This is a genomic window from Niastella yeongjuensis, assembly GCF_900110245.1.
GTDB lineage: Bacteria > Bacteroidota > Bacteroidia > Chitinophagales > Chitinophagaceae > Niastella > Niastella yeongjuensis.
Window position 1 is genome coordinate 454,954 of record NZ_FOCZ01000001.1, and the last position, 23,381, is coordinate 478,334.

The following is a 23,381-nucleotide window of genomic DNA, read 5'->3' on the forward strand; positions in this document are numbered from 1 at the left end:
TTTTTTACCTTACACCTGTTAGTAATTACAGGCAATCGTTTGTTGTTTTCAACTTGTGCCTTGTATCTTGAACCTTGTGCCTTATATTTATGCTTAAAGAACCCGCTTCCCATATGACGCAACCATCAGAATCAAAAAAAATCTGGCAGGTGATTGCTGCCTCGTCAGTAGGCACCTTAATTGAATGGTACGATTTTTACATCTTTGGTAGCCTGGCTACCGTTATTGCTGAACAATTTTTCCCAAAAACAAATCCAACCGCTGCGCTTCTTTCAACACTGGCCACCTTTGCAGCCGGTTTTATAGTTCGCCCTTTTGGCGCACTGGTATTTGGCCGCTTAGGCGACCTGATCGGTAGGAAATATACTTTCCTGCTGACCCTGATCCTAATGGGTGGTTCCACTTTTGCCATTGGCTTAATTCCTGGTTATGCCACTATTGGTTTTGCCGCCCCGCTGCTGGTATTGCTGTTACGCTTGTTACAGGGCCTTGCACTGGGCGGTGAATATGGCGGCGCAGCTACCTATGTAGCGGAACACGCGCCCCCGCACCGGCGTGGCTATTATACCAGCTGGATCCAAACTACCGCCACCCTCGGTTTATTTCTTTCACTGGGTGTTATATTGATCACCCGGCACTACCTGGCCGCCGATCTTACTACCTCCATTCAGCGCTTTAACGATTGGGGCTGGCGTATTCCCTTCTGGGCATCCATTCTGCTGGTGGTGGTATCGATCTATATTCGGATGCGGATGAACGAATCACCCCTGTTCGCCAAACTAAAATCAGAAGGAAAAGTATCTGTTAATCCATTAAAAGAAAGCTTTGGTCATAAGGCCAATCTCAAAATGGTATTACTGGCTTTGTTTGGCGCCACCATGGGCCAGGGTGTGGTATGGTACACCGGCCAGTTTTATGCACAAAGTTTTTTGGAAACTGTTTGTCGTATAGATTTCGATCAGTCACGTACCATCATCATTTGGGCTATTCTTTTTGCTACGCCCTTCTTTGTGGTATTTGGTGGCTGGAGCGATAAAATTGGCCGTAAATGGATCATGCTGATTGGTATGCTGCTGGCTGTATGCACCTATCAATACATCTTTAAACAGTTCCTCAACATAACACAGCCAACCGGCAAAACCGAACTGGCTGAACACCGGAAGTTTTTGGGTGAGAAGACCGTATTACTGCCGAAGAGTAAAACCGATTCGATCCAGTTGCGCACCTGGGAAGTGCATTACACCGATGGCGCCGTGTTTCATGAAATAAAACAGGACACCTTGTGGACCGACCCCACGCGGGCTGCGGTTACAAAAACAGCCACCGTGTACGATGAGAAAAAACTCGATACCTGGGCTTATCGAAAAATAGTAGGCTGGATGTTTGTACTCATCCTGTATGTGACCATGGTGTATGGGCCTATTGCCGCCTTCCTGGTAGAGCTGTTCCCAACCCGCATCAGGTATACTTCCATGTCGCTGCCTTATCATATCGGCAATGGCGTGTTCGGCGGGTTAACACCTTTTATCGCTACCCTGCTCACCACTATTTATGTAACAGATAAATTATCGGGCTTGTGGTATACTATTATCATTGGCGCGGTATGTTTTTTCATAGGCGCGGTGTACATCTCTAACCGCATAGATGCCGATGTTAACGATTAAATAATATTAAAAGCAAGCATATGAATCAATTAAAAAAATGGCTGGGTATTGTATGGATGCTGCTGGGGCCGGTTGCTATATATTATCTTATTAAAACTGCCGCCGGTGAAATTGCAAAAAGCCCGGTAGCCAATACTATAATCCAATGGGCGGTATTTGTGATCATATTTATACCAATTGCCATTGGCCTGATTATATTCGGCTATTACGCGTTTAAAGGTGAATACGACCATCTGCCTGAAAGGTCCGGAGAAATTTAAAGGTTCGCATTTGCAAACAATATTCAACCCCGCTTGTAAACCATAGTATACAGGCGGGGTTTTTATATAGTTTGAACACAGATTTACAGGCGGTTTGTCGAAATGGTATTTATTGCATAATTTTTGTGGACTAACCTTACAATTGTTAAGGAATTTAACGTTTGTCACCTGAGGTTTGATACCTTATTTTTGCATCGTTACCGGTAATCATGAAAAAAACAATACAAAAAGAATATACAGTGTCATCCACCAAAAGGATTGTGGCGATTGCCATGATGCTGCTGTTGGTCTGGATCACCGGTATCAATTTTTTGTATTTATCAAAAAGCACCGGTTCGGCACTGGTTACCTGTGTGGATACAAATGGTGACGAAGACTCCGGTGATTGCAACAACAACCCCGCCGGCCCCGATGAAAAATCGCCCGACGCTCCCATTACACTTTCTGAAGAATTCATACACGAATATCACAATCCGGTAAACCCGGATTGGGTCAATATGTTGTTTCAGCACAAAGTTCATGAGGCTGAAAAACTCTGCATCTTTCACCCGGAATCCTTTTCACCCCCTCCGGAAGCTTAACATTTTCCCATTTTTAATTGATTTGATCGCTTAATTTTTTATCCCCGATAAATCGGGGTTGATTGCTTGTGACATGAATTGTACATCTGGCTGAAGATCGCATTTCCAGATGCCAACCTTGTATTCAACCTGGTATCTTATTGTCAAACCGGGAAAGCCATGTGCTTCTCATAAATACAATTTATATGGTTCAGAAAGTTAAACAGTACGCAAGCGCATTGCGATACGACTTCCCGTCTTCTGTAGTAGTTTTCCTGGTAGCGCTGCCCCTCTGTTTAGGTATTGCATTGGGTTCGGGAGCTCCCCTGTTCTCTGGTATTATTGCCGGTATTATAGGCGGTATTGTTATTGGCTCATTAAGCGGTTCCCAGTTAAGTGTTAGCGGACCCGCAGCCGGTTTAACGGCCATTGTAGTAGTGGCCATTGGTAAATTACAGGTGTTCGAAGCCTTTTTACTGGCCGTAGTGCTGGGTGGTATTTTTCAGATCATTCTGGGTGCTTTAAAAGCAGGTATCCTGGGCGACTACATTCCTTCGAGTGTTATCAAAGGTATGCTGGCAGCCATCGGTCTTATATTGATCCTGAAACAATTCCCACATATGGTGGGCTACGATAAAGATTATCCCGGCGATGAAACCTTTTCGCAGGCTGCCGGCGATAATACCTTCAGCGCCCTGTTTGGTTCATTAAGACACCTGTTACCCGGAGCGCTGCTGGTTGGTATTGTTTCCCTGCTGCTTATGATCGTTTGGGAAAAATACGTTGCCCCCAAATCCAGGTTCCTGAAACTGGTTCCCGGTCCATTGGTGGTGGTAGTGATCGCGGTGCTCATCAATGAGTCATTCAGATCAGTAGCTCCGGAGATGGTTATTAAAGAATCGCACCTGGTAAAAATACCGGTGGCCGATTCATTCAATGGGTTCATTTCATTCTTTACATTTCCCGATTTCAGCCATATTCTGAATCCGGTTGTTTGGACAACCGCTATAACCATAGCCATTGTGGCCAGTCTGGAAACTTTATTGAATATAGAAGCAGCCGATGACCTTGACCCGTACCAACGGGTAACCCCCACCAACCGTGAGTTAATGGCACAGGGAGCTGGTAACATGCTTTCCGGTTTAATTGGCGGGTTGCCCATCACTTCCGTGGTGGTTCGTACTTCCGCTAATATCAACGGCGGCGCCAAAACAAAAATGTCTACCATTTTCCATGGTATGCTGTTGTTGCTGTCAGTAGCATTTATCCCTGTAGTGCTTAATCTTATTCCGTTGTCGGCATTGGCCGCCATACTGATCTTTACCGGTTACAAACTGGCAAAACCATCGCTGTTTTTAAAGTTCTATAAAAAAGGCTGGGACCAGTTCTTACCTTTTGTATTAACCGTTGTTGCTATTTTGCTTACAGACCTGTTAAAAGGTATTCTGATAGGCTGCGTAGTTGGTTTGTTCTTTGTTATCCGCAGTAATTTTAAATCGGCTGTGTTAGTAGTAAGCGACGCCAATAAATATTTATTCCGGTTGCGTAAAGACGTATCATTCCTGAATAAACCAATCATTAAAAACAGACTTGAAAAAGTGCCTGCCAATTCATCTGTGCTGATCGATGCCACCCGTGCCGATTTTATTGACAAGGATATAGTGGAAGTGATCGAAGACTTCTTAAAACACGCACCACTGAAAGGCATTACTGTTGAATTGAAAAAAAGCCACTTTAAAGACCAGGGCTTTTCAGGCAACGGCAGTAAAGTGGTAGCAAAGGCAAAACCCATAGTAATTGAAAATGAAATGGCTGAAGCATAAAAAGAAAGTAAGGCCTGTGCTTTTTTGTTAACACCACACCTGAGGCTATTATAGCAAGGACAATTAATTTTATAAAGACCTAAAAGAAGACTGATCATGGAATCATACGAAAAATTATTATTGGAAAACAAAGCCTGGGCTTCAGAGAAAGTAAATGACGATCCCGAGTATTTTAACCGGCTGGCGCATATTCAAACACCAGATTTTTTATGGATCGGGTGCAGTGATAGCCGCGTACCGGCCAATGAAATTACGGGTACACAACCAGGTGAAATTTTTGTGCACCGGAATATTGCCAATATGGTGGTGAATACCGATGTGAATTTGCTGAGTGTACTGGATTATGCAGTGAACCACCTGAAAGTAAAACACGTTATTGTTTGTGGTCACTACGGTTGCGGTGGCGTTAAAGCAGCTGCTACACAACACGACTTTAAGCCGGTATTGAACATGTGGCTGCGTAATATCAAAGATGTTTACCGCCTGCACCGCGAAGAACTGAATGTGATAAAAGATGAGGAAAAAAAGGCCGACAGACTGGTTGAGCTGAATGTGCGCGAACAGGTTAATAACCTGGCCAAAACATCTATCATTCAACGGGCCTGGAAGGAAGGTAGTAAACCTGACCTCCACGGCTGGGTATACGGGTTAAAAGATGGGATTATTAAACCAGTATTTGAAATGCGGGCCGGCACCCATATAGATCCGTTATACGAGTATGACAATTTGTAAGATTTGGCACACTTTAGTACGATAACGCTAAGCCCCGACCCTGATGTTGGGGCTTTTTTATGCCACTAAATTCCCTAATTTGCGCAGTAATTATGTCAATTGAAGTAAAAAATCTCACCAAAATATACGGTGAGCAAAAAGCTATCGATAACGTAACCTTTACAGTGAATAAGGGAGAGATTGTTGGCTTTTTGGGGCCCAATGGCGCCGGCAAATCCACCACTATGAAAATCATCACCGGTTACCTGCAACCAGATGGAGGTGAAGCCATAGTATCGGGTATTGCCGTAAAAGAGCAACCCCTGCAGGCTAAAGCCACCATCGGATACCTGCCCGAGGCCAACCCATTATACTACGACCAGTATGTACGCGAATACCTTGATTTTATCGCAGATGTGCATGGGGTTCCGGCCAAATCAAAAAAAGAACGTATTGAAAGCGTGATCCAAACCGTTGGGTTAAGCCTGGAAAGCAATAAAAAGATCGGCCAGCTGTCGAAAGGATATAAACAGCGGGTGGGACTGGCCGCTGCCCTTATCCATGATCCCGAAGTATTGATCCTGGATGAACCTACTACCGGTCTTGACCCTAACCAGATCGTAGAGATCAGGGAAGTGATAAAAAACCTGGGGCAAAACAAAACCGTATTATTCTCCTCACACATATTACAGGAAGTGGAAGCCATTTGCGACCGGGTGATCATCATAAACCGGGGTAAACTGGTTGCCAACGACAAATTAAGTAATCTTCGTCAGCAGGCAGATAACAACAACCTGCTGCGCGTTACCTTTAAAGAACCCCTGGAAGCGGCCTGGCTTACCAGGTTGAGCAGCGTGCAAACGGTCAACAAGATCAGCACCCACGAGTGGGAACTGGTATGCACCAATGCCAAAGATGCCCAACGGCAGGTTATGGAACTCGCTTTGCAGGAAAATCTCAATATTATTTCCCTTCAGGCCGGTGGACAAAGCCTGGAAGACGTCTTCAGAAGTTTGACGAACACAAATACTAACGCCTGACAGGTTACGTAAAAATAAGGCCCTGAAAAGTAGATTGTACTGCAAACTTTGTTTCTTTGCACCTCGGCAAACACCCGTTGCCTTCTTTTAAATCTAATATTAAATACCTTATTATGGGAGCCTGGGGACATACAAACTTCGATAATGATACCGCCCAAGATTTTGTAGGGGATGTAGAGGAAGGGGGCATAGACCGAATCGTTTCGGCCATCGACGTAATCAACTCTATAGAAGAAGAGGCTTACGTTGATGCAGACCTGGCCACAGAAGCATTGGCCGCCATCGAGTACATCGCTACCGCAAAAGACCGCATGGCAGAAGATTTTCCTGAAGATGCAGAAGATTGGGTAACGGCACACAAAGCCCAGCTGCTGACCCTCCGTGGCATTGTTGCCAAAAGTCAGAAGGCCATCGACCGTATCAAACACAATTCAGAACTGAAAGAACTTTGGGAAGAAACCGAAGATTTCGAAAAGTGGAACAATGTACTGGACGACCTTAATACCCGGATCAGCTCTTAAAATAATACAATAGACAATAATTTAAACTATACCAACTCATGAGTTACATTGCAGACATTCATGCCCGCCAGATCTTAGACAGCCGCGGCAATCCCACTGTGGAAGTAGACGTAGTCACCGATAGTGGTTTTGTAGGAAGAGCAGCTGTACCAAGCGGCGCTTCTACCGGTAAACACGAAGCTGTTGAGCTGCGCGACGGCGACAAAAAAACCTACATGGGTAAGGGCGTTTTACAGGCAGTAAAAAATGTAAACGAAATTATTGCAGATCAACTGATTGGTATTGAAGTAGTAAAACAAGCCTACATCGACGACCTGCTGATCAAGATCGATGGTACAGAAAACAAGGCAAAACTGGGTGCCAACGCAACCCTGGCCGTTTCTATGGCAGTAGCCAAAGCCGCTGCAGAAGAAACCAACCTGCCTTTGTACCGTTACCTGGGCGGTGTTAACGCTACCGTGTTGCCCATGCCCCTGATGAACATCCTGAACGGCGGTGTACACGCAGATAATAAAATTGATTTCCAGGAATTTATGATCGTTCCCATCGGTGCTCCTTCTTTCAGCGAAGGCCTGCGCTGGGGCGTTGAAATATTCCATCACCTGAAATCTATTCTGAAAAAGAAAGGCTACGGCACCAACGTAGGCGATGAAGGTGGTTATGCTCCGGATATCCAAAGCCCCGAAGAGGCTATTGAGACTGTTCTGGCAGCTATTGAATCAGCCGGTTACAAAGCTGGTGAGCAAATTGGTATTGCTATGGACGCAGCCAGCACTGAGATGTACGACGAAAAAAGCAACACTTACAAGTTCTATAAAAGCTCAAACAAAACCATCAGCAGCGATGAAATGGTTGCTTATTGGGCTGACTGGGTTAAAAAATACCCCATCGTTTCTATTGAAGACGGTATGGCCGAAGACGATTGGAATGGCTGGAAAAAACTGACTGAAGCCATCGGTACCAAATGCCAGCTGGTAGGTGACGACTTGTTCGTAACCAACGTAAAACGCCTGCAGGAAGGTATTGACAAAGGCATTGCCAACAGCATCCTGGTTAAAGTAAACCAGATCGGTACCATCACCGAAACCATCAATGCCGTGCAACTGGCACAAACAAATGGTTATACGTCTATTATGAGCCACCGCAGCGGTGAAACAGAAGATACTACCATCGCTGACCTGGCCGTAGCCTTAAATTGCGGACAGATCAAAACCGGTTCAGCCAGCCGTAGCGACCGTTTGGCAAAATACAACCAGCTCCTTCGCATTGAAGAAGCGCTGGGCGAAAACGCTATTTATCCAAAAGGAAGAATTAAATTTGGCAAATAACCAATAGTTGCAAGTTTCAGGTTACAAGTTACAGGGAATCACAGTTCAGCATTCCCTGCAACCTGTAACCTGCGACCTGTAACCCCGACAAGCCGGGGCAACCTGTAATATTGAAATGTAAAATTTGAAGCTCCTCAAAAACATACCCGTTCCAACCTGGTTGAAGAACAAATACTTTCTCACCGCCCTGGTGTTTACAGTATGGTTGTTGTTCTTTGACGACCGCGACATTATTACCACCCACTTCAAATACCGCAACGAGCTCAAAGGGCTGGAACAAAGCCGGGACTACTACCTGCAACAGATAGATACTACAAAAAAAGAGCTGGAAGGACTGAAACAAAGTCCTGATAAGCTGGAAAAATACGCCCGCGAGAAATACCACATGAAAAAGGATAACGAAGATTTGTTCATATCACCTGAATAAGTAGTTTCGGTCCTCCTATTGCATCATTCACCGCCTTTTTATATATTGTCATCGAATTCTCTCATTCCTATCCAATCTCCTGCACAATAAGAGAAACCTAATATCGTTTTATAACACGGACGGACTCCGAAATTGACTCTTTCGGAATTTTATAAGGACATAAATGGTTTGCCTATGACTATTCTCTTTACACCGGAGGACCTTTTACGCTATTTGTACAAAGAAACCTCACCGGCAATGAATGCCGCTATTGAAGCCGCATTAGAGGAAGACTGGACGCTTCGCGAAAAATTAGAGGTTTTGAAAGCCTCTGCCCGAAACCTGGATAAGATCGTTGAATCTCCCAGAACAGAAGTTATTATGAACATCTTGCAATACGCCCGTGAAACGGTGACTGCAACTGCTTAAAGCTTCAGGCAGAAAACAAGTACCCCCAATAATGTAACAATCATTGGGCTACATTAATCCACTCCCTTAATTTCGCAGTCATTCTAAGAGAAAGAATGACAAGAAAACAACGTTACCAGTTCGTAATCGACTATTTTTTGCATCATGCACCCGATGCGGAAACGGAGTTGCTGTATGATAATCCCTACCAGTTATTGGTGGCGGTAATCCTGTCGGCACAATGTACCGACAAACGGGTTAACATGACTACACCGGCTATTTTTGAAAAATACCCGGACGCGGCCAGTTTATCAAAAGCCACTTTTGATGAACTGTTCCCGTTAATAAGAAGTATCTCATACCCAAACAACAAAACCAAACACCTGATTGGGATGGCCCAAAAACTTCAAACGGAGTTTAATGGGCAGGTTCCGCTCACGGTCGATGAACTGATTACGCTCCCCGGCGTTGGCAGAAAAACAGCTAATGTCATTACCTCGGTAGTTGACCAGCAGCCTAATATGGCGGTAGATACCCACGTCTTTCGCGTGGCAGCTCGTATTGGCCTCACCCTGAACGCCAAAACACCCTTCGCTGCCGAGAAACAACTCATCCAAAACATTCCCAAAGAACTGGTGCATATAGCCCACCACTGGCTTATTTTACATGGCCGGTACACTTGTGTTGCCCGCAATCCCAAATGCGAAAAATGCGGCATTACGGAGGTCTGTAAGTATTATCAAAAAGAAGTCAAGCCGAAGAAGGGTTGATCAGTTAACAAGTTGACAGGTTAATAGGACCTCTGAGGTAGCCAGTTACCTCCTTGTCAACCCGTCAACTCGTTAACCTGTCAACTGGCGGGGCTCTATACTCCACTGCAACGTTGTAGACTAATTTCCACACCACATATATAACTCCATTGATATACAATCCCCCGCCTCCCATGGCATCAGATTTTGACATATGATAAGTGAGCCATCCGATTTTTTATGCTTTACAGATCCACTTGTTTATTATGCTTGATCATTGCTATCATAAACAGCCATTGCACATCATCAGCCAATGGCAACCCTGCATATAAAAGTCCCGATGGTTACGACCTCAACAAGCCTTTCTTACTAAAATTACCAGTAGAACTGGACGAAATCTCCGGTTTAGCCTTTTATGCAAAGGATACAAGCGTATTTGCCGTGGGGGATGAATTCGGCTGGCTGTATAAAATACCTTTAACCGCAGGAAAACCTATTCGCAAATGGAAGTTTTCGGGTGATGGTGATTATGAAGACCTGGTAATGGTTGACAAGGTATTTTATGTATTGCAAAGCGACGGCGATATAACCGCCTTCACGTTCAACGAACATAATCAGATCCTGTCCCAGCAGGAAGAATTTCCATCATCCGGCAATGAATTCGAGATCCTGTATTACGATCCGCACCTGCATAAACTGACGATGATCTGTAAGGATTGTGAAAGCGACAAAAAGAAAGCGTTAACCGCTTTCCATTTTAACCTGCTTAATAAGCATTTCGATGATTCCGCTTCTATCGATGTAACGGCTATCGCCAACATGATAGGAGAAAAAAAGATCAAATTCAAACCCTCAGCCGCAGCCATTAACCCCATTACAGATGAACTGTACATACTATCGTCGGTCAACAAATTGTTAGTGGTAGCTGACCGTAATGGCAACCCGAAACAGGCTTATCCGATAGATGAAGGGCTTTTTAAACAACCGGAAGGAATTACATTTACCCCGGAGGGGCATATGCTCATTTCAAACGAATCGGCAAAAAGCGGAGTTGCTAACATCCTATTTTTTAAATATAACAAGAAAGCGAAACCATGAAGTACTTGTTTGCTCTTTTATTACTACTAATTGTCCATGTACTATCAGCCCAAACAAATGATTCGATAACCGAACGGATCATTTTAATTGGCGACGCCGGTGCATTGGTCAATGGCAAACATCCGGTTGCTTCAGCAGTCAAAAACCACCTGCATCCCGATAAAAAAACAACCATCGTTTACCTTGGTGATAACCTGTACCAGTTTGGCCTGCCCGATGAAGGTAACAGGAATTATAATGTATCGAGAACAGTGCTCGATTCGCAAATGGCGGTAGCCGCCAATACCCCTGCCCACGTGTATATGATACCCGGTAACCACGACTGGGCCAATGGCCGCAGTTATGGCTGGGAAACCCTGTTACGCCAGGAAGCCTATGTAAACCTGATGAAAGAAAAAAACGTTGAGTTCATTCCAAAAGAAGGTTGTCCCGGACCGGTAGAAGTGCCCATCGGAAAAGATGTTGTTATGATCGTTTTCGACAGCCAGTGGTTCCTGCATCAGAACGATAAACCCGGTGTTGAATGGGATTGCCCCTGTAAAACACAAAATGAATTCATGATCCAGCTTTCAGAAATGCTGCGCAAGAACTACAACAAACTGGTGATCATGGCCTGCCACCACCCTTTTATGAGCAATGGCATCCATGGCGGTTACTATGGCTTAAAACAACACGTGTTCCCCTTTACCGACATGAAAAAGAATTTATGGATCCCACTGCCGGTAATAGGTTCCATATATCCCATCAGTCGTGGTGTGTTTGGCAGTCCGCAGGACATCAGCTATCCCGCTTACACCAATATGGTGAATACCATCCGGGCCGAAACAAGATTACATCCCAACATTATCTATGCAACCGGCCACGACCATAGTTTACAATTACTCAAAGATACCAGCCATTATTATATTGTGAGTGGGTCCGGCTGTCATACCAGCCGCGCTGAAAAAAGTAAGAACTCCCTGTTTATAAATAGCGATTCACTTGGCTTCGCTGTACTGGAGATCTCAAAAAATAAAACGGTAACCTGCAAATTCTATACGGTAGATATTGACTCTGAAACACCCAAAGAAGCTTATTCAAAAAACATCATCGACTTTTCAAAGCCACCTACCTTAAAGGAAGACACCGCTAAATTACAAATACCACCCTACACCGATTATTATGAAGCCGCAGCCGGTCTGCGTTATAAACAAAAAGCTTCTGGTTTAAAACGGTTGGTATTGGGAAACAATTACCGGGACGTTTGGGGCCAACCGGTAAAACTCAAAGTATTCCGCCTTAAAGAAGAACAAGGCGGCTTTAAGATCAAGAGTATAGGCGGTGGTAAACAAACCAAGTCGCTCACCCTCGAAGATAAAAATGGTAAGGAATGGGCTTTACGCACCATTGATAAAGACCCCGAACAGGCACTGCCCGAAAACCTGCGCAACACCATGGCCTCGGAAATTGTGCAGGATATGATCTCTGCGGCCCAGCCTTATGCCCCCTTGCCAATAGCTTCCCTGGCTGCAAGTGCCCAGATAGCCCATCCTACACCAAAGTTTTTCCTGGTGCCCGAGGACCTGGCCTTTGGCGTTTACCGGCCCATGTTTGCCAACAAGGTTTGTATGCTTGAACCCAAAGATGCCAGCTGGGATGGAACCGATACCAAAGGTTCCATAACGGTCTTCAATGATATGACGGAGGACAATAATAAACGCGTTATACAAACGGAAGTATTGAAAGCCCGGCTACTTGATTTTTTGATTGCCGACTGGGACCGTCACATGGACCAGTTTAAATGGGGTGTTCGCGATACCGGTCGTGGTAAATTATATTATCCCATTCCCAAAGACCGTGACCAGGCATTCTTTCATTCAGATGGTTTATTGATCGCTTATTTATCACGCAAACGGCTGCCCTTTTTAAAGGGATTGAAATATAAGATCCCCGATATCAAACACCTGGCGGTAGTGTCAAAAGATTTTGACCGATTGTTCCTGAATGAGCTCGATAGCAAAGAGTGGGATTCAGTAACCACCGTTTTCAGGAGCGAGTTGACCGACACAGCCATTCAAAAGGCGGTAAAACAAATGCCGCCTGAGATCTATGCCCTTGATGGAAAAGAAACCGTTGAGAAACTCATCGGCCGACGTAACGACCTGGGAAAAAAATCAATGAAGTATTATGATTTTCTGGCCAAACAGGTAACCGTGCTGGGTAGCAACAAAACTGAATTATTCAAAGTATACAATGAAGGAAAAAATGTGCGTGTACAAGTGCTGGCCCACGAAGGAAAAGATTCAGGCTTTGTGATGTACGACCGCCTGTTTGATCCCAATAAAACAAAAGAAATACGTTTATACGGTTTGCGCGGGAACGACAAGTTTGATATCACAGCCAATGCGCCTAAGAAAACATTTGTACGAATTATTGGTGGCAAAGGTGATGACACTTTTCATATAAACGGCAACATAAAAAATTATCTGTACGATCTCAACACAGAAAAGAATTATGTCGATAAAGGGAAGTTCTCCCGGAACCGCTTCAGCAGTAAGACCGATGTCAATGATTACGATTTTACCGATCAATACCAGTATAACATATTCCACTTCCCCCGCATAAACCTTGGCTATAATGTCGATGATGGCTTCATGTTCGGGTTTGGCTTATGGTATCGAAAATATGCTTTTCGAAAAACACCTTTCTCGTCAGAGCAACGGCTTTCCGTATTGTTTGCAGCAGGTCAAAAAGCTATACAGGCAAAATATAAGGCATTGTTTGTTGATGTACTGCCCAAAACAGATGCCGTGATCAATGCCGAATTAATGAATCCGGCATTAGGTAATTTCTTTGGTTTTGGTAACAACACAACAATCAATAACGATTCAACTATAAAATATTACCGGGCGCGTTATAAAGACATAGCAGGCGATTTTTTATTTAGGTATAAAGTAGCCTCTGTGTTCAGTGTATTTGCCGGCCCGTCTATTTACCGATACTGGAATGATCAGGAGAACAACAAGGATTATATCCTGGGCAAACCTTCGCACATAGGCCTCGACTCCAATGATGTGTATTCCGTAAAAGCCTATGCAGGCGGTAAAGCCGGGTTCCTCATTTACAACCTCAACAACGAGTTGTTCCCAACCCGGGGCATCAGCTGGTTAACAACCTTTACGCAATTACAGGGACTGAACAAAGCCAGCTCGCCCCTTACCAAGCTGGAATCGGATATGACCGTGTACGCGAGCATGAGCTTTCCTGCCAAATGGGTAACTGTTTTACGCCTGGGTGGCGGCCACATTTTTAGTAACAGCCTCGAATACTTTCAGGCCCTCACACTGGGCGCCAATAACTATTTACGCGGCTTTAGAAAGAACCGTTTTTCAGGCAACTCACTGGCCTATGGCAGCCTGGAATTTCGGATAAAGCTGTTCGACAGCAAATCATATGTACTGCCCGGCCAGGTAGGACTGGTTGCCTTTAACGATGTGGGCCGTGTATGGCTGAAAGGAGAAGATAGCCACAGATGGCATTATGCTTATGGCGGTGGATTTTATTACGTACCCTACAATATGGTGCTGGTGTCTGCTACCGTTGGATTCTCAAAAGAAGAGCACATTGTGAATTTTACACTGGGCACAAAATTGAATTTAACCTTTTAATTCTGTTCGTATGTCAACTTATAATGCGCTAATACTGGATACAGAGAGTTATGTTAGAGGGTTGTTTAAACAACATAACCACGCCAACCTGGTGTTTCACAACCTGCAACATACATTAAACGTTGTAGAGCGGGTGTATGAAATTTCGGCGCATTATAAATTGCCCGATAAAGAGCTGCTTGAATTAGCCATAGCAGCCTGGTTTCACGACACTGGCCATCTCATCAGCGACCCGAGCAATCACGAAGAAAAAGGCGTGGCTTTGATGACGGAATTCCTTACAACAAAAACAGATGATGCGGAGCTGATCAATAAGATCTCCGCACTCATTCGCATAACCAAATTTCCGCCCAGACCGGAGTCATTACAGGACATGATCATTTGCGATGCAGACACGTATCATTTTGGCCTGCCGGATTTCAAGGAAACGAATAAGGCGATGAAGAAAGAATTGATCCTGCGCAATATGAATACCATGGTTATGGACTGGGAAAGGAACAGCCTTAACCTGTTGGAGAAACACCAGTTCTATACCTCCTATTGCATCGGACTATTGCAAAAAGGGAAGGAAAAGAATATGCGCAAGCTCAATAAAAAAATAAATAAAGATGCGGAAGGCATCAACGTCAGTGAAACCTTATTGATGCCGGAAGTGGAAAAGGACCCCATCAGCAAGCGAAAGAATTCACTGGTGGCAAGAGGCATACAAACCATGTTACGATTAACCTCTGAAAACCATGTGGAACTAAGTAGAATGGCCGATGGAAAAGCAAGCATTCTGATCAGTGTGAATGCCATTATTATCTCCGTGATCTTATCGGTCCTCATTCGCCGGATAGAGGTAGAAAGGCATTTAACCATCCCTACGTTTCTGTTCCTGGCATCTTCCCTTACAACCATCATCATCGCCATTATGGCCACCCGGCCCAAAATATCAACCGGGGATTTCAGCCGGGAGGACATCCTTCATAAAAATACCAATCTGTTGTTCTTTGGGAACTTTTATAGAACAAAAATAAGCGAGTACAAGTGGGCCATGAACACCATGATGCGCGATCCGGATTATTTATACAGCTCCCTGATAATGGATATTCACCAGTTAGGGGTTGTACTGGCACGGAAATATAAACTCATCAGGCTGGCTTATACCGTGTTTATGATCGGGTTGTTTCTTTCGGTAATTGCCTTTATAGTTGCTATTACCGTACATACACCACAACAACCCGTGATAAATTCGTCATCCATTTCACCTTATAGTTCTTAATATGAAAGCATTCGGTCGTCCCATAATGATCAGATTAGGCGCCATCAACAGATACCGGATAAAACTGATGCTGATGACCGGTCTGTTCTGGACCATCATCGACATGGGTGTTTATTTGTATAAATTCTTCCGCGACCGTATTGACCAGGCAGAGCGGCCATTCGATATGCATACCTCGGCGGTTCTGTTGTTGCGAACCGGACTCGTCTTTATTATCTGCCTCACTATGGCCTACCTGCTTATCTTTCAATTAAAACATTTGGTCAGAAATCTTCCCTTATTGTTAAGCCTGCTAATAAAAAGCATTTTACTGGTAGCCGCCGCTTTTTTATTGAACTATATTTTGCACTTCACATATATCTGGTTAATAGAAAAGGAGCCGCTCACTACCGAGCTGGGACATAATTACTATAAAACATTCCAATCATCGCTGTTCTTCAGCCAATGGGTACGGTGGCTCATCACGTTCCTGATAACCATCCTTATCATAGAAGTAAATGAAAAATATTCCCCCGGCGTTTTCTTCGACATTCTGATCGGGCGGTATTTAACGCCCAAAAACGAAAGGCGTACCATTATCTTCATCGACCTGGTTGATTCAACTTCCATTGCAGAGCAATTGGGTCATGTAAAATATTTCCGTTTTATTCGTGATTTCATTTACTTTATTTCAATAGCCTTGCTGGAAAACGACGGTCAGATCTATCAGTATGTAGGCGATGAAGTAGTGGCATCATGGACAGTAAAAAAACGCAATGCCAACCGCAAATGCCTGCGGGCTTTGCTGGATTGTAAAAGACTATTACAACGTAACAGAAACTATTTTAAAAGGCAATATGGGATTGTTCCTGAATTCAGAGCAGGCATTCATACCGGAGAGGTAACCATTGGCGAAATAGGCGTTATTAAAAAAGACCTGGCCATGAGTGGTGATACCATGAACACCGCAGCCCGGCTTCGTTCCGCTACCAGCGAATTAAATCAGCAGGTGATCACATCGAAAGACTTCGTTTCCCAAACCAATTTAAAGAACTGGCAACTGGCCAACCTGGGCCTGGTTGATCTGAAAGGGAAGGAATCGGCTATGGAACTGTATGCCTTGAAGTTTTAATAAAAAATCCCTCCCGAAAGGATCAGGAGGGATTATAGATCTATTTGAAGTAGTTACAATCTTAATTCACGCGGCCCAGCATTTCCTGCAGTTTCATTACCAGTTCGGTTTTGGTAATGGGCACACCCATGATCTTGTTGTATCCTTTTGCATCAACAAAATACTGATCACGGATGATCTTGATCAACTGGCCGTTATTGATCTCAGGGATCAACACCTGCTCAAAATTTTTAAGTATGGCGCCCAGGTTTTTGGGGAACGGACGCACATAACGTAAATGCGCATGGCTTACGGCATACCCTTGTATTTGCAATTCAGCAACTGCGCTTTTAATAGCACCATAAGTACTACCCCAGCCCAGCACTAGGATCTTACCGGTTTCAGGACCGCTGTCTAAAGTCTGTTCGGGAATATAATCAGCAATTTTATCTACTTTTTCCTGTCTGATCTTCACCATCAATTGGTGGTTCTCAGGATCATAACTTACGTTACCGGTGTTGTTTTGTTTTTCCAGGCCGCCAATCCGGTGTTCCAATCCGGGCACACCCGGGATAGCCCAGGGACGCACCAGTTTTTCATCACGCAAATAGGGTTGGAATTTATCTTCCCCATGACCCAGCTCGGTTTTGAATTTAACAGGTATCGGCTGCAGGTCATCTGCTTTAGGAAAACGCCAGGGTTCAGCGCCATTGGCAATATAGCCATCGCTCAGGAAGATCACCGGCGTCATATGTTGTACGGCAATGCGTACCGCTTCATACACTGCATCAAAACAATCACTGGGGGTGCTGGCAGATACGATCGGCATAGGGCATTCACCATTACGGCCATAATATGCCTGTAACAGATCGCTTTGCTCCGTTTTGGTAGGTAAGCCGGTTGAAGGGCCGCCACGTTGAATATCGCAGATCAACAATGGAATTTCCAGCATCACTGCCAAACCCATCGCTTCACCTTTCAATGCCATACCCGGACCTGAAGTAGTTGTAACACCCAGGTTGCCGCCATAAGCCGCTCCGATAGCCGCAGAAATACCGGCAATTTCATCCTCTGCCTGGAAGGTTTTTATCCCAAAGCCTTTGTGACGGCTCAGTTCATGTAAAATATCCGACGCAGGGGTGATAGGGTAAGTACCCAGGAACAAAGGCAGACCGCTTTTTTGCGAAGCGGCAATAAGGCCGTAGGCCACTGCCTGGTTACCCATAATGGACCGGTATTCACCGCTGTCCATCCGGGCCTTATCTACTTTATAGCGGGTAGTAAACGTTTCAGTAGTATCGCCAAAATTATAACCAGCCTGTAATACTTTCACGTTGCTTTCCAGGATCTCAGGCTTTTTATTGAATTTGTCTTTCAGGAACTGAATGGTGTTTTCCATATCCCGGTTATACATCCAGTACAGGAAACCCAGCACAAACATGTTCTTGGCACGGTCTTTTTCTTTCGTGCCCATGGTAATTTCTTTCAGCGCCTCGCGGGTCATTTTGGTCACATCCATTTTAATGACCTCATAGTTCTCGAGGCTGCCATCTTCCAGCGGGTTTATGCCGTCGGGATAGTTGGCCAGGCGCAAATTCTTGATATCAAAACCATCGGTATTGGCTATTATTCTACCGCCTTTTTTAAGGGCTTTCAGGTTCGCCTTCAACGCGGCAGCATTCATAGCTACCAGTACATCACACTCATCGCCGGGGGTAAAAACCCGGTCGCTCGAAAATCGCAGCTGGTATCCACTTACGCCAGGCAGGGTTCCCTGGGGGGCACGTATTTCGGCCGGAAAATCAGGAAAAGTGGCAAGGTCAATGCCAAGCAAAGCAGTGTTGTTAGTGAACTGTGTGCCTGTTAACTGCATCCCGTCTCCGGAATCACCGGCAAATTTGATCACTACATCCTGCAGGACCTGTTCTTTACGAATCATTGTAGTCTGTTGTTCTAGTTAATTTGCAAAATTACTATAAGTTAAGACAGATTGTTGACTTAATTGCTATTGGTTTAAGCATATACGTACATTCCCCACCCCCGGATGCCCGTGCAGCAAGGATTTACCCCCATTTACGATAAGCGGAAAATGATGCAGCTATTTGATTATCCGCTATTTCGGATGATATTAGTATTTTCCCGCTATTGTCACCTTGGTGCTTTTACCTATCTATGGTTCTCCCGTCTCTGCCCTCTGCCTTCTGCCCCATGCCCGATTTAGACAATTTTTAACCAAAGCCTATTTTACAATCCAGCGCCCGCTTAATAATTTCATACAACAAAAATCCCCACAACATTTATGGAAACAAATGCTGAGGAAGGCGATCCTAATACCGCCGCCTTCTTTTATCGGCTCCTTATGCTCTTACTGGTATTAATAACAACCACCAAAACCACCCGCGAGGGTAAAATCAAACCCACTTTCAACAATGTGCCCAATGACCCGCCAAAAGAAACGGTCAGGGCATCGCCCCCAAAAAAGAAAAAGAAGAAGATCTACCTCACCTTTGATGATGGCCCTAACAAAGGCACGCGCAAAGTTTTACGAATTGTACAACAGGAACAGGTGCCCGTTACATTTTTTATTATTGGCGAACACGTATTCGCCAGCACCTCACAACATGCTACCTGGGACAGCCTGCAAATTACCGACTCTATTGAAATTTGTAATCACAGCTATACGCATGCGCACAATCATTACGCAAAGTTTTATCAAAAACCCGATACCGTAGTACAGGACTTCAGGCGTTGCAACGACAGCCTGCAGTTGACTAACACCATTGTACGAACGCCGGGCAGGAACATCTGGCGGATCGATACACTCACCTTTACCGATCTGAAGAAAAGCGCGGCGGCTGCCGACTCGTTGCAACAGGCAGGTTTTACCATTATGGGTTGGGACCTGGAATGGCATTATGATCACAAAACGTTCACCCTTAAAAACAGATCAGAATTTCTGTTGCAGGAGATAGACAGCCTGTTTGCGCACAACAAAACAATGACACCCGAGAACCTGGTGTTATTGGCCCACGATCAGGTGTATGATGATAGTGATGACAGCTGCGAATTACATGAGCTCATCAAATGCCTGAAAAAACGGGAAGAATATGAACTGGTAGTGGCAAGTAAATATCCGGGCGTTAAAGCCCTGCCCTAAAGTTGTTGCGCAGCACCTGAACCGTTACCAGCAATTGCCCGGTATGCCGCATGGTGTGTTCAGCGGCATGAAAAAGCAATCCCAATACGGTAGAAGGCAATTGCTGACGGCCAACGCCTCTGAATTGGGTAAGCGTATTTTCATCGATGGCTTTCAGTGCATCCAGTGAAGCGGTTATTTGAGTATCCAGTTTAACAAGCAGAGAGGTTACGGTATCCTGTTCCTCGTGTACTTCCTCTGCTTTCAAATATTCCAGTTGTGTTGGTGAAAGAGGCTGGCCCGCAGCGTAAGTAAATAGCCGGTCAAGCACACCAGCCAGATGTTTTAAGTGAAAGCCGGGTGATGCTACCCCCGCCAGGCGTTCCCAAAGCAGGGCATCGGGAAAATTATCCATCTTGCTATGGATCTCATCCTTTGCCTGCAATAAAGCATGCGCTACCGGTTGTACCAGGGCCGGGAAGCCGGGCAATGCGCCACGCAGCCATACTTCGGGTTGTTTGGTTTGTGCCATAACTGAAAGAAGTTATCTTATTTTCAAAGTGAATGTATGATAAAATGAATCCTTTGAGGATATAGGTAAAAGAAGTAAGAGGCAGGAAGTAAGAATTTCATTAATTTCTTACTTCCTGCCTCTTATCTCTTACTTCATGCTCTAAATTACAATCAGGCCCTCAATTAGTTCAATATAATCTTAATAAGGCTTCAATGACTGGTAAATGGCTTCCTGCACCTTAGGCCTGATACTCATCCGAAGGAACTTGTTTGCTTCAGGACTGTTCACCCGGTTGCTGAGGAAAACAAAGATCAGGTTATTCTTTGGATCAACCCAGAAACAGGTACCGGTAAAACCGGTATGCCCAAACGTTTGGGGTGAAGCAGAAGCGCAGGGATAAGGTTCTGCACGCGTGGCGTTGTCCTTTTCAGGTTTATCAAACCCAAGCCCGCGACGGCTGATCTCACTATGATATTGATTAAAATAATCCACCGTTTTACGGCTAAAAAAATTCTGTCCATTCAGCACGCCGCCATTCAATAACATTTGCGCCAGCACAGCCACTTCATAACCATTGCTGAACAAACCGGCATGACCGGCCACTCCGCCAAACATGGCAGCCCCCGGGTCGTGCACATCGCCATGCAGCAATTGATTGCGGAAACCTTTTTCTTTTTCAGTAGGTGCAATATAATCAAGCGGGAAACGCTCGGCAGGTTTAAAACCTGTTTCCAACAGGTTCAGCTTATCGTAAAAAGTTTTCTTTACGTATACATCGAGCGGCATTTTAGTGATCGCTTCCACGATCTTGCCCAGGAAAATATAATCGTTATCACTATAAATATATTTACCCTTTGGCTCCAGCGGGCTGGTCAAAATGCGCTTCATGATGGTGTCTTCCCAATCTTTACGAATGTATAAATTGGCAGCCACCCGTATGCTGTACAAGGTATCGGGATTGGTACGATAAATAGCAGGCAGCGGATTGTTGGAAGCATCCATCGTTTCGCGATAAAAAGGAATAAATGCTTTCAGACCGGCCTGGTGTAATAAAATATCCCACAGCTTTAACGGCGCTTTGTTGGAGCCGCGAACCACCGGCAGGTAATCGCCCAGTGTTTTTTGAATATCCAGTTTGCCTTCATCGTATAATTTCATCACCGATAAAGTAGTAGCCATGATCTTCGTTACAGAAGCCAGGTCATAGATGGTTTCAGGATAAACCGCTTCGGTGCTGTCATAAGTTAAATACCCAAACGCTTTTTCATAAGCGATCTTGCCATCTTTGGCTACCACCACTACAGCACCTGGTATGGCCCTTTGTTTAATGGCATCATTCACTATAGAATCGATGGCTTCATTCATTTTAACGGCATTGAACCCCAGCTGACTGGCTGGCACTGTAGGCAACAACCGGCGCACAATAATACCATCACCATATTTGAACTCCGGACACACGGTTACCGGTAATTTTCCTTTTGGAAGAAAACGGCCATGTAACAGGTCGTTGGCGGTGGCCTGGGTAACCTCATCATCTTCATACGCGGCAATCAACACGGGTGCATTGCACATGTTTTTGATGGCGTACGGATTACCAAATACCACGGTGATTGATTTTTGCTGTTGCTGGATACCCTGTATCAATTGCAGCGCCGCATTGCTAATGCCGAAGTTATTGGCAGGATAGCGGGCAAATTTGTGCACGCCGATAATCACTACATCGAAACTATCTTTCAGCTTTTGCAATAAAGGTGCTACGGCGCTGCTGTCTTTTTTATAATCGAAATAATATACCTCCGCATCAAATCCCCTGCGAACCTGGGTGGCCAGGGCATTGTCCTGCGTTAAACCCATACCCACATAAGCAATGCGGCGGCCCTTGGTAAGCGGGAAGATGGCCGGATCGTCGTTGCGCAACAGGGTAAGCGCATTTTCAGCAATGGTACGCCGGGTAGCAGCCACCTTGCTGTTAAGATCGTTCAACAAATTAGTGGTATCTATCGGACGGAAGTCAGCCAGTCCGTATTCATATTTGGCGTATAACACTTTTTTTACGTGCTCATTGATATCGGCCCAATGCAGTTTCCCCTTGCGGATAGCCTTACGTACTTTCTTGATACTGCCAGGGATATCGCCGGGCAAACACAACATATCGTTACCGGCAATCAATGCTTCGCGCGATGCTTCCCCATCGGGGTAATACTTGGCAACGCCCTTCATTTCCAACGCGTCGGTAAAGGTGAGGCCATTATAATTAAGCTCCTTGCGCAGCAGGTTGGTAACATTGTTATACGAGATAGAAGTGGGCTTATGCTCGGCACTGTCAATAACGGGGATCGACAAATGCGCTATCATTACACTGCCCACACCCGCTCTGAAAATCTGGTTGAAAGGATACAGCTCCAGCGAATCGAGCTGGGCCCTTGTTTTATTGATCACCGGCAGATCGAGGTGGGAGTCCACGGCTACATCACCATGACCGGGAAAGTGTTTGGCGCAACCCATCACACCCACATCCTGCATGCCCTTCATATACGCAATGCCATAATCGGCTACCTTGTATTTATCTTCCCCAAACGACCGGTCGTTGATGACCGGGTTATTAGGATTATTATTGATATCAACTACGGGTGCATAGTTCACCTGAATGCCTATCCGTTTGCACTGCTCGCCTACAACCCGGCCATAATCGTAGATCAGGGAACGGTCCTGCACGGCGCCCATCATCATTTGATGGGGAAGCCCCAATACACTGTCTACACGCATGCCCACACCGTTCTCGGCATCAATGGTGACCAGTAAGGGCGTTTTGGCAATGACCTGCAGGTGGTTAAGCACGGTAGCCTGTTTTATGGGCCCACCCTGAAAAAGACAAAGGCCGCCAATATTATATTTATTAATGGCTTCCTCCACCTGTTTATCATAAAACACCACCTTTTTGTCGGCGCCAATTGACGACACCCTGACCACCATTAACTGGGCTATTTTTTGACTTTTTGATAATGTTTTGAAAACGCTGTCCACCCAATGATCAGCAGCGGGATTAACTGTGCGCTGCGCCTGAACTTTGCTACCAACCAAACCGATCAAAAGAATAAAACCAATAGTTTTTAACGAGTTCCTCATGTACTTGAACTGATTTTTATAAGCCGGAAATGAGTA

Annotated in this window: 19 protein-coding genes; 16 read left to right on the top strand and 3 right to left on the bottom strand. The window is 45.0% G+C overall.

Annotated features, from left to right (window positions below; all coding sequences use genetic code 11):
* The first annotated feature begins 113 nt into the window (after positions 1-113).
* From BMX95_RS02095 to BMX95_RS02165, 15 genes are all read left to right on the top strand, one after another.
* Positions 114-1,664, top strand: coding sequence for an MFS transporter (locus BMX95_RS02095; RefSeq protein WP_081199089.1), 1,551 nt, complete (start codon positions 114-116; stop codon positions 1,662-1,664).
* A gap of 20 nt (positions 1,665-1,684) precedes the next feature.
* A complete protein-coding gene (locus BMX95_RS02100; protein WP_081199088.1) occupies positions 1,685-1,924 on the top strand; it encodes a DUF6814 family protein in 240 nt (79 codons plus the stop codon).
* Positions 1,925-2,133: 209 nt separating this feature from the next.
* Positions 2,134-2,505 carry a hypothetical protein gene (locus tag BMX95_RS02105; RefSeq protein ID WP_081199086.1) on the top strand — a complete coding sequence of 124 codons (372 nt, stop codon included), beginning with the start codon at positions 2,134-2,136 and terminating at the stop codon, positions 2,503-2,505.
* A 185-nt stretch (positions 2,506-2,690) separates the two neighbouring features.
* Positions 2,691-4,307, top strand: a complete 1,617-nt coding sequence (locus BMX95_RS02110; RefSeq protein WP_081199084.1) for a SulP family inorganic anion transporter — start codon at positions 2,691-2,693, stop codon at positions 4,305-4,307.
* A gap of 96 nt (positions 4,308-4,403) precedes the next feature.
* The gene (locus BMX95_RS02115; RefSeq protein ID WP_081199082.1) at positions 4,404-5,039 is read left to right on the top strand and encodes a carbonic anhydrase; all 636 of its coding nucleotides are present in this window, start codon (positions 4,404-4,406) and stop codon (positions 5,037-5,039) included.
* A gap of 92 nt (positions 5,040-5,131) precedes the next feature.
* A complete protein-coding gene (gldA, locus tag BMX95_RS02120; RefSeq protein ID WP_081199079.1) occupies positions 5,132-6,058 on the top strand; it encodes a gliding motility-associated ABC transporter ATP-binding subunit GldA in 927 nt (308 codons plus the stop codon).
* A gap of 113 nt (positions 6,059-6,171) precedes the next feature.
* Positions 6,172-6,579 carry a DUF4259 domain-containing protein gene (locus BMX95_RS02125; RefSeq protein ID WP_081199078.1) on the top strand — a complete coding sequence of 136 codons (408 nt, stop codon included), beginning with the start codon at positions 6,172-6,174 and terminating at the stop codon, positions 6,577-6,579.
* A gap of 38 nt (positions 6,580-6,617) precedes the next feature.
* Entirely contained in the window at positions 6,618-7,907 is a 1,290-nt protein-coding gene (gene eno / locus BMX95_RS02130; protein WP_081199076.1) for a phosphopyruvate hydratase, read from the top strand.
* 124 nt (positions 7,908-8,031) lie between these two features.
* Entirely contained in the window at positions 8,032-8,334 is a 303-nt protein-coding gene (locus BMX95_RS02135) for an FtsB family cell division protein (RefSeq protein ID WP_081199074.1), read from the top strand.
* A 174-nt stretch (positions 8,335-8,508) separates the two neighbouring features.
* Positions 8,509-8,742: a hypothetical protein gene (locus BMX95_RS02140; protein WP_081199072.1), complete on the top strand. Its 234-nt coding sequence runs from the start codon at positions 8,509-8,511 to the stop codon at positions 8,740-8,742.
* Positions 8,743-8,837: 95 nt separating this feature from the next.
* Positions 8,838-9,491, top strand: coding sequence for an endonuclease III (nth, locus tag BMX95_RS02145; RefSeq protein ID WP_081199070.1), 654 nt, complete (start codon positions 8,838-8,840; stop codon positions 9,489-9,491).
* Positions 9,492-9,710: 219 nt separating this feature from the next.
* On the top strand, positions 9,711-10,568 hold the full coding sequence (locus tag BMX95_RS02150) for an SdiA-regulated domain-containing protein (protein WP_081199068.1): 858 nt from the start codon (positions 9,711-9,713) through the stop codon (positions 10,566-10,568).
* Positions 10,565-14,215, top strand: a complete 3,651-nt coding sequence (locus tag BMX95_RS02155) for a BamA/TamA family outer membrane protein (protein WP_081199066.1) — start codon at positions 10,565-10,567, stop codon at positions 14,213-14,215. The genes BMX95_RS02150 and BMX95_RS02155 overlap by 4 nt, the downstream gene beginning before the upstream one ends.
* A gap of 10 nt (positions 14,216-14,225) precedes the next feature.
* Positions 14,226-15,479 (top strand): Pycsar system effector family protein, encoded by a 1,254-nt coding sequence (locus tag BMX95_RS02160; protein WP_081199064.1) that lies wholly within the window; start codon positions 14,226-14,228, stop codon positions 15,477-15,479.
* Position 15,480: 1 nt separating this feature from the next.
* On the top strand, positions 15,481-16,590 hold the full coding sequence (locus BMX95_RS02165) for an adenylate/guanylate cyclase domain-containing protein (protein WP_081199063.1): 1,110 nt from the start codon (positions 15,481-15,483) through the stop codon (positions 16,588-16,590).
* Positions 16,591-16,651: 61 nt separating this feature from the next.
* Here the strand turns inward: BMX95_RS02165 and BMX95_RS02170 are convergent, their stop codons facing one another.
* Positions 16,652-18,508 (bottom strand): 2-oxoacid:acceptor oxidoreductase subunit alpha, encoded by a 1,857-nt coding sequence (locus tag BMX95_RS02170; protein ID WP_081199061.1) that lies wholly within the window; start codon positions 18,506-18,508, stop codon positions 16,652-16,654.
* Between the two features lie 360 nt (positions 18,509-18,868).
* Here BMX95_RS02170 and BMX95_RS02175 point away from each other — a divergent pair, with 360 nt between their 5' ends.
* Positions 18,869-19,726, top strand: coding sequence for a polysaccharide deacetylase family protein (locus tag BMX95_RS02175; protein ID WP_081199060.1), 858 nt, complete (start codon positions 18,869-18,871; stop codon positions 19,724-19,726).
* On the opposite strand, the gene BMX95_RS02180 is transcribed toward BMX95_RS02175, so the two are convergent.
* Together BMX95_RS02180 and BMX95_RS02185 are read right to left on the bottom strand one after the other, a co-directional pair.
* Positions 19,710-20,237 (bottom strand): DinB family protein, encoded by a 528-nt coding sequence (locus tag BMX95_RS02180; protein ID WP_081199058.1) that lies wholly within the window; start codon positions 20,235-20,237, stop codon positions 19,710-19,712. The genes BMX95_RS02175 and BMX95_RS02180 overlap by 17 nt on opposite strands.
* A gap of 180 nt (positions 20,238-20,417) precedes the next feature.
* On the bottom strand, positions 20,418-23,345 hold the full coding sequence (locus BMX95_RS02185; RefSeq protein WP_081199056.1) for a serine hydrolase domain-containing protein: 2,928 nt from the start codon (positions 23,343-23,345) through the stop codon (positions 20,418-20,420).
* Positions 23,346-23,381: the final 36 nt, after the last annotated feature.

Coding starts and splice junctions, on each gene's coding strand:
- BMX95_RS02095 (WP_081199089.1), top strand. CDS start 114: ATGACGCAACCATCAGAATCAAAAAAAATCTGGCAGGTGATTGCTGCC.
- BMX95_RS02100 (WP_081199088.1), top strand. CDS start 1,685: ATGAATCAATTAAAAAAATGGCTGGGTATTGTATGGATGCTGCTGGGG.
- BMX95_RS02105 (WP_081199086.1), top strand. CDS start 2,134: ATGAAAAAAACAATACAAAAAGAATATACAGTGTCATCCACCAAAAGG.
- BMX95_RS02110 (WP_081199084.1), top strand. CDS start 2,691: ATGGTTCAGAAAGTTAAACAGTACGCAAGCGCATTGCGATACGACTTC.
- BMX95_RS02115 (WP_081199082.1), top strand. CDS start 4,404: ATGGAATCATACGAAAAATTATTATTGGAAAACAAAGCCTGGGCTTCA.
- gldA (WP_081199079.1), top strand. CDS start 5,132: ATGTCAATTGAAGTAAAAAATCTCACCAAAATATACGGTGAGCAAAAA.
- BMX95_RS02125 (WP_081199078.1), top strand. CDS start 6,172: ATGGGAGCCTGGGGACATACAAACTTCGATAATGATACCGCCCAAGAT.
- eno (WP_081199076.1), top strand. CDS start 6,618: ATGAGTTACATTGCAGACATTCATGCCCGCCAGATCTTAGACAGCCGC.
- BMX95_RS02140 (WP_081199072.1), top strand. CDS start 8,509: ATGACTATTCTCTTTACACCGGAGGACCTTTTACGCTATTTGTACAAA.
- nth (WP_081199070.1), top strand. CDS start 8,838: ATGACAAGAAAACAACGTTACCAGTTCGTAATCGACTATTTTTTGCAT.
- BMX95_RS02150 (WP_081199068.1), top strand. CDS start 9,711: ATGCTTTACAGATCCACTTGTTTATTATGCTTGATCATTGCTATCATA.
- BMX95_RS02155 (WP_081199066.1), top strand. CDS start 10,565: ATGAAGTACTTGTTTGCTCTTTTATTACTACTAATTGTCCATGTACTA.
- BMX95_RS02160 (WP_081199064.1), top strand. CDS start 14,226: ATGTCAACTTATAATGCGCTAATACTGGATACAGAGAGTTATGTTAGA.
- BMX95_RS02165 (WP_081199063.1), top strand. CDS start 15,481: ATGAAAGCATTCGGTCGTCCCATAATGATCAGATTAGGCGCCATCAAC.
- BMX95_RS02170 (WP_081199061.1), bottom strand. CDS start 18,508: ATGATTCGTAAAGAACAGGTCCTGCAGGATGTAGTGATCAAATTTGCC.
- BMX95_RS02175 (WP_081199060.1), top strand. CDS start 18,869: ATGGAAACAAATGCTGAGGAAGGCGATCCTAATACCGCCGCCTTCTTT.
- BMX95_RS02180 (WP_081199058.1), bottom strand. CDS start 20,237: ATGGCACAAACCAAACAACCCGAAGTATGGCTGCGTGGCGCATTGCCC.
- BMX95_RS02185 (WP_081199056.1), bottom strand. CDS start 23,345: ATGAGGAACTCGTTAAAAACTATTGGTTTTATTCTTTTGATCGGTTTG.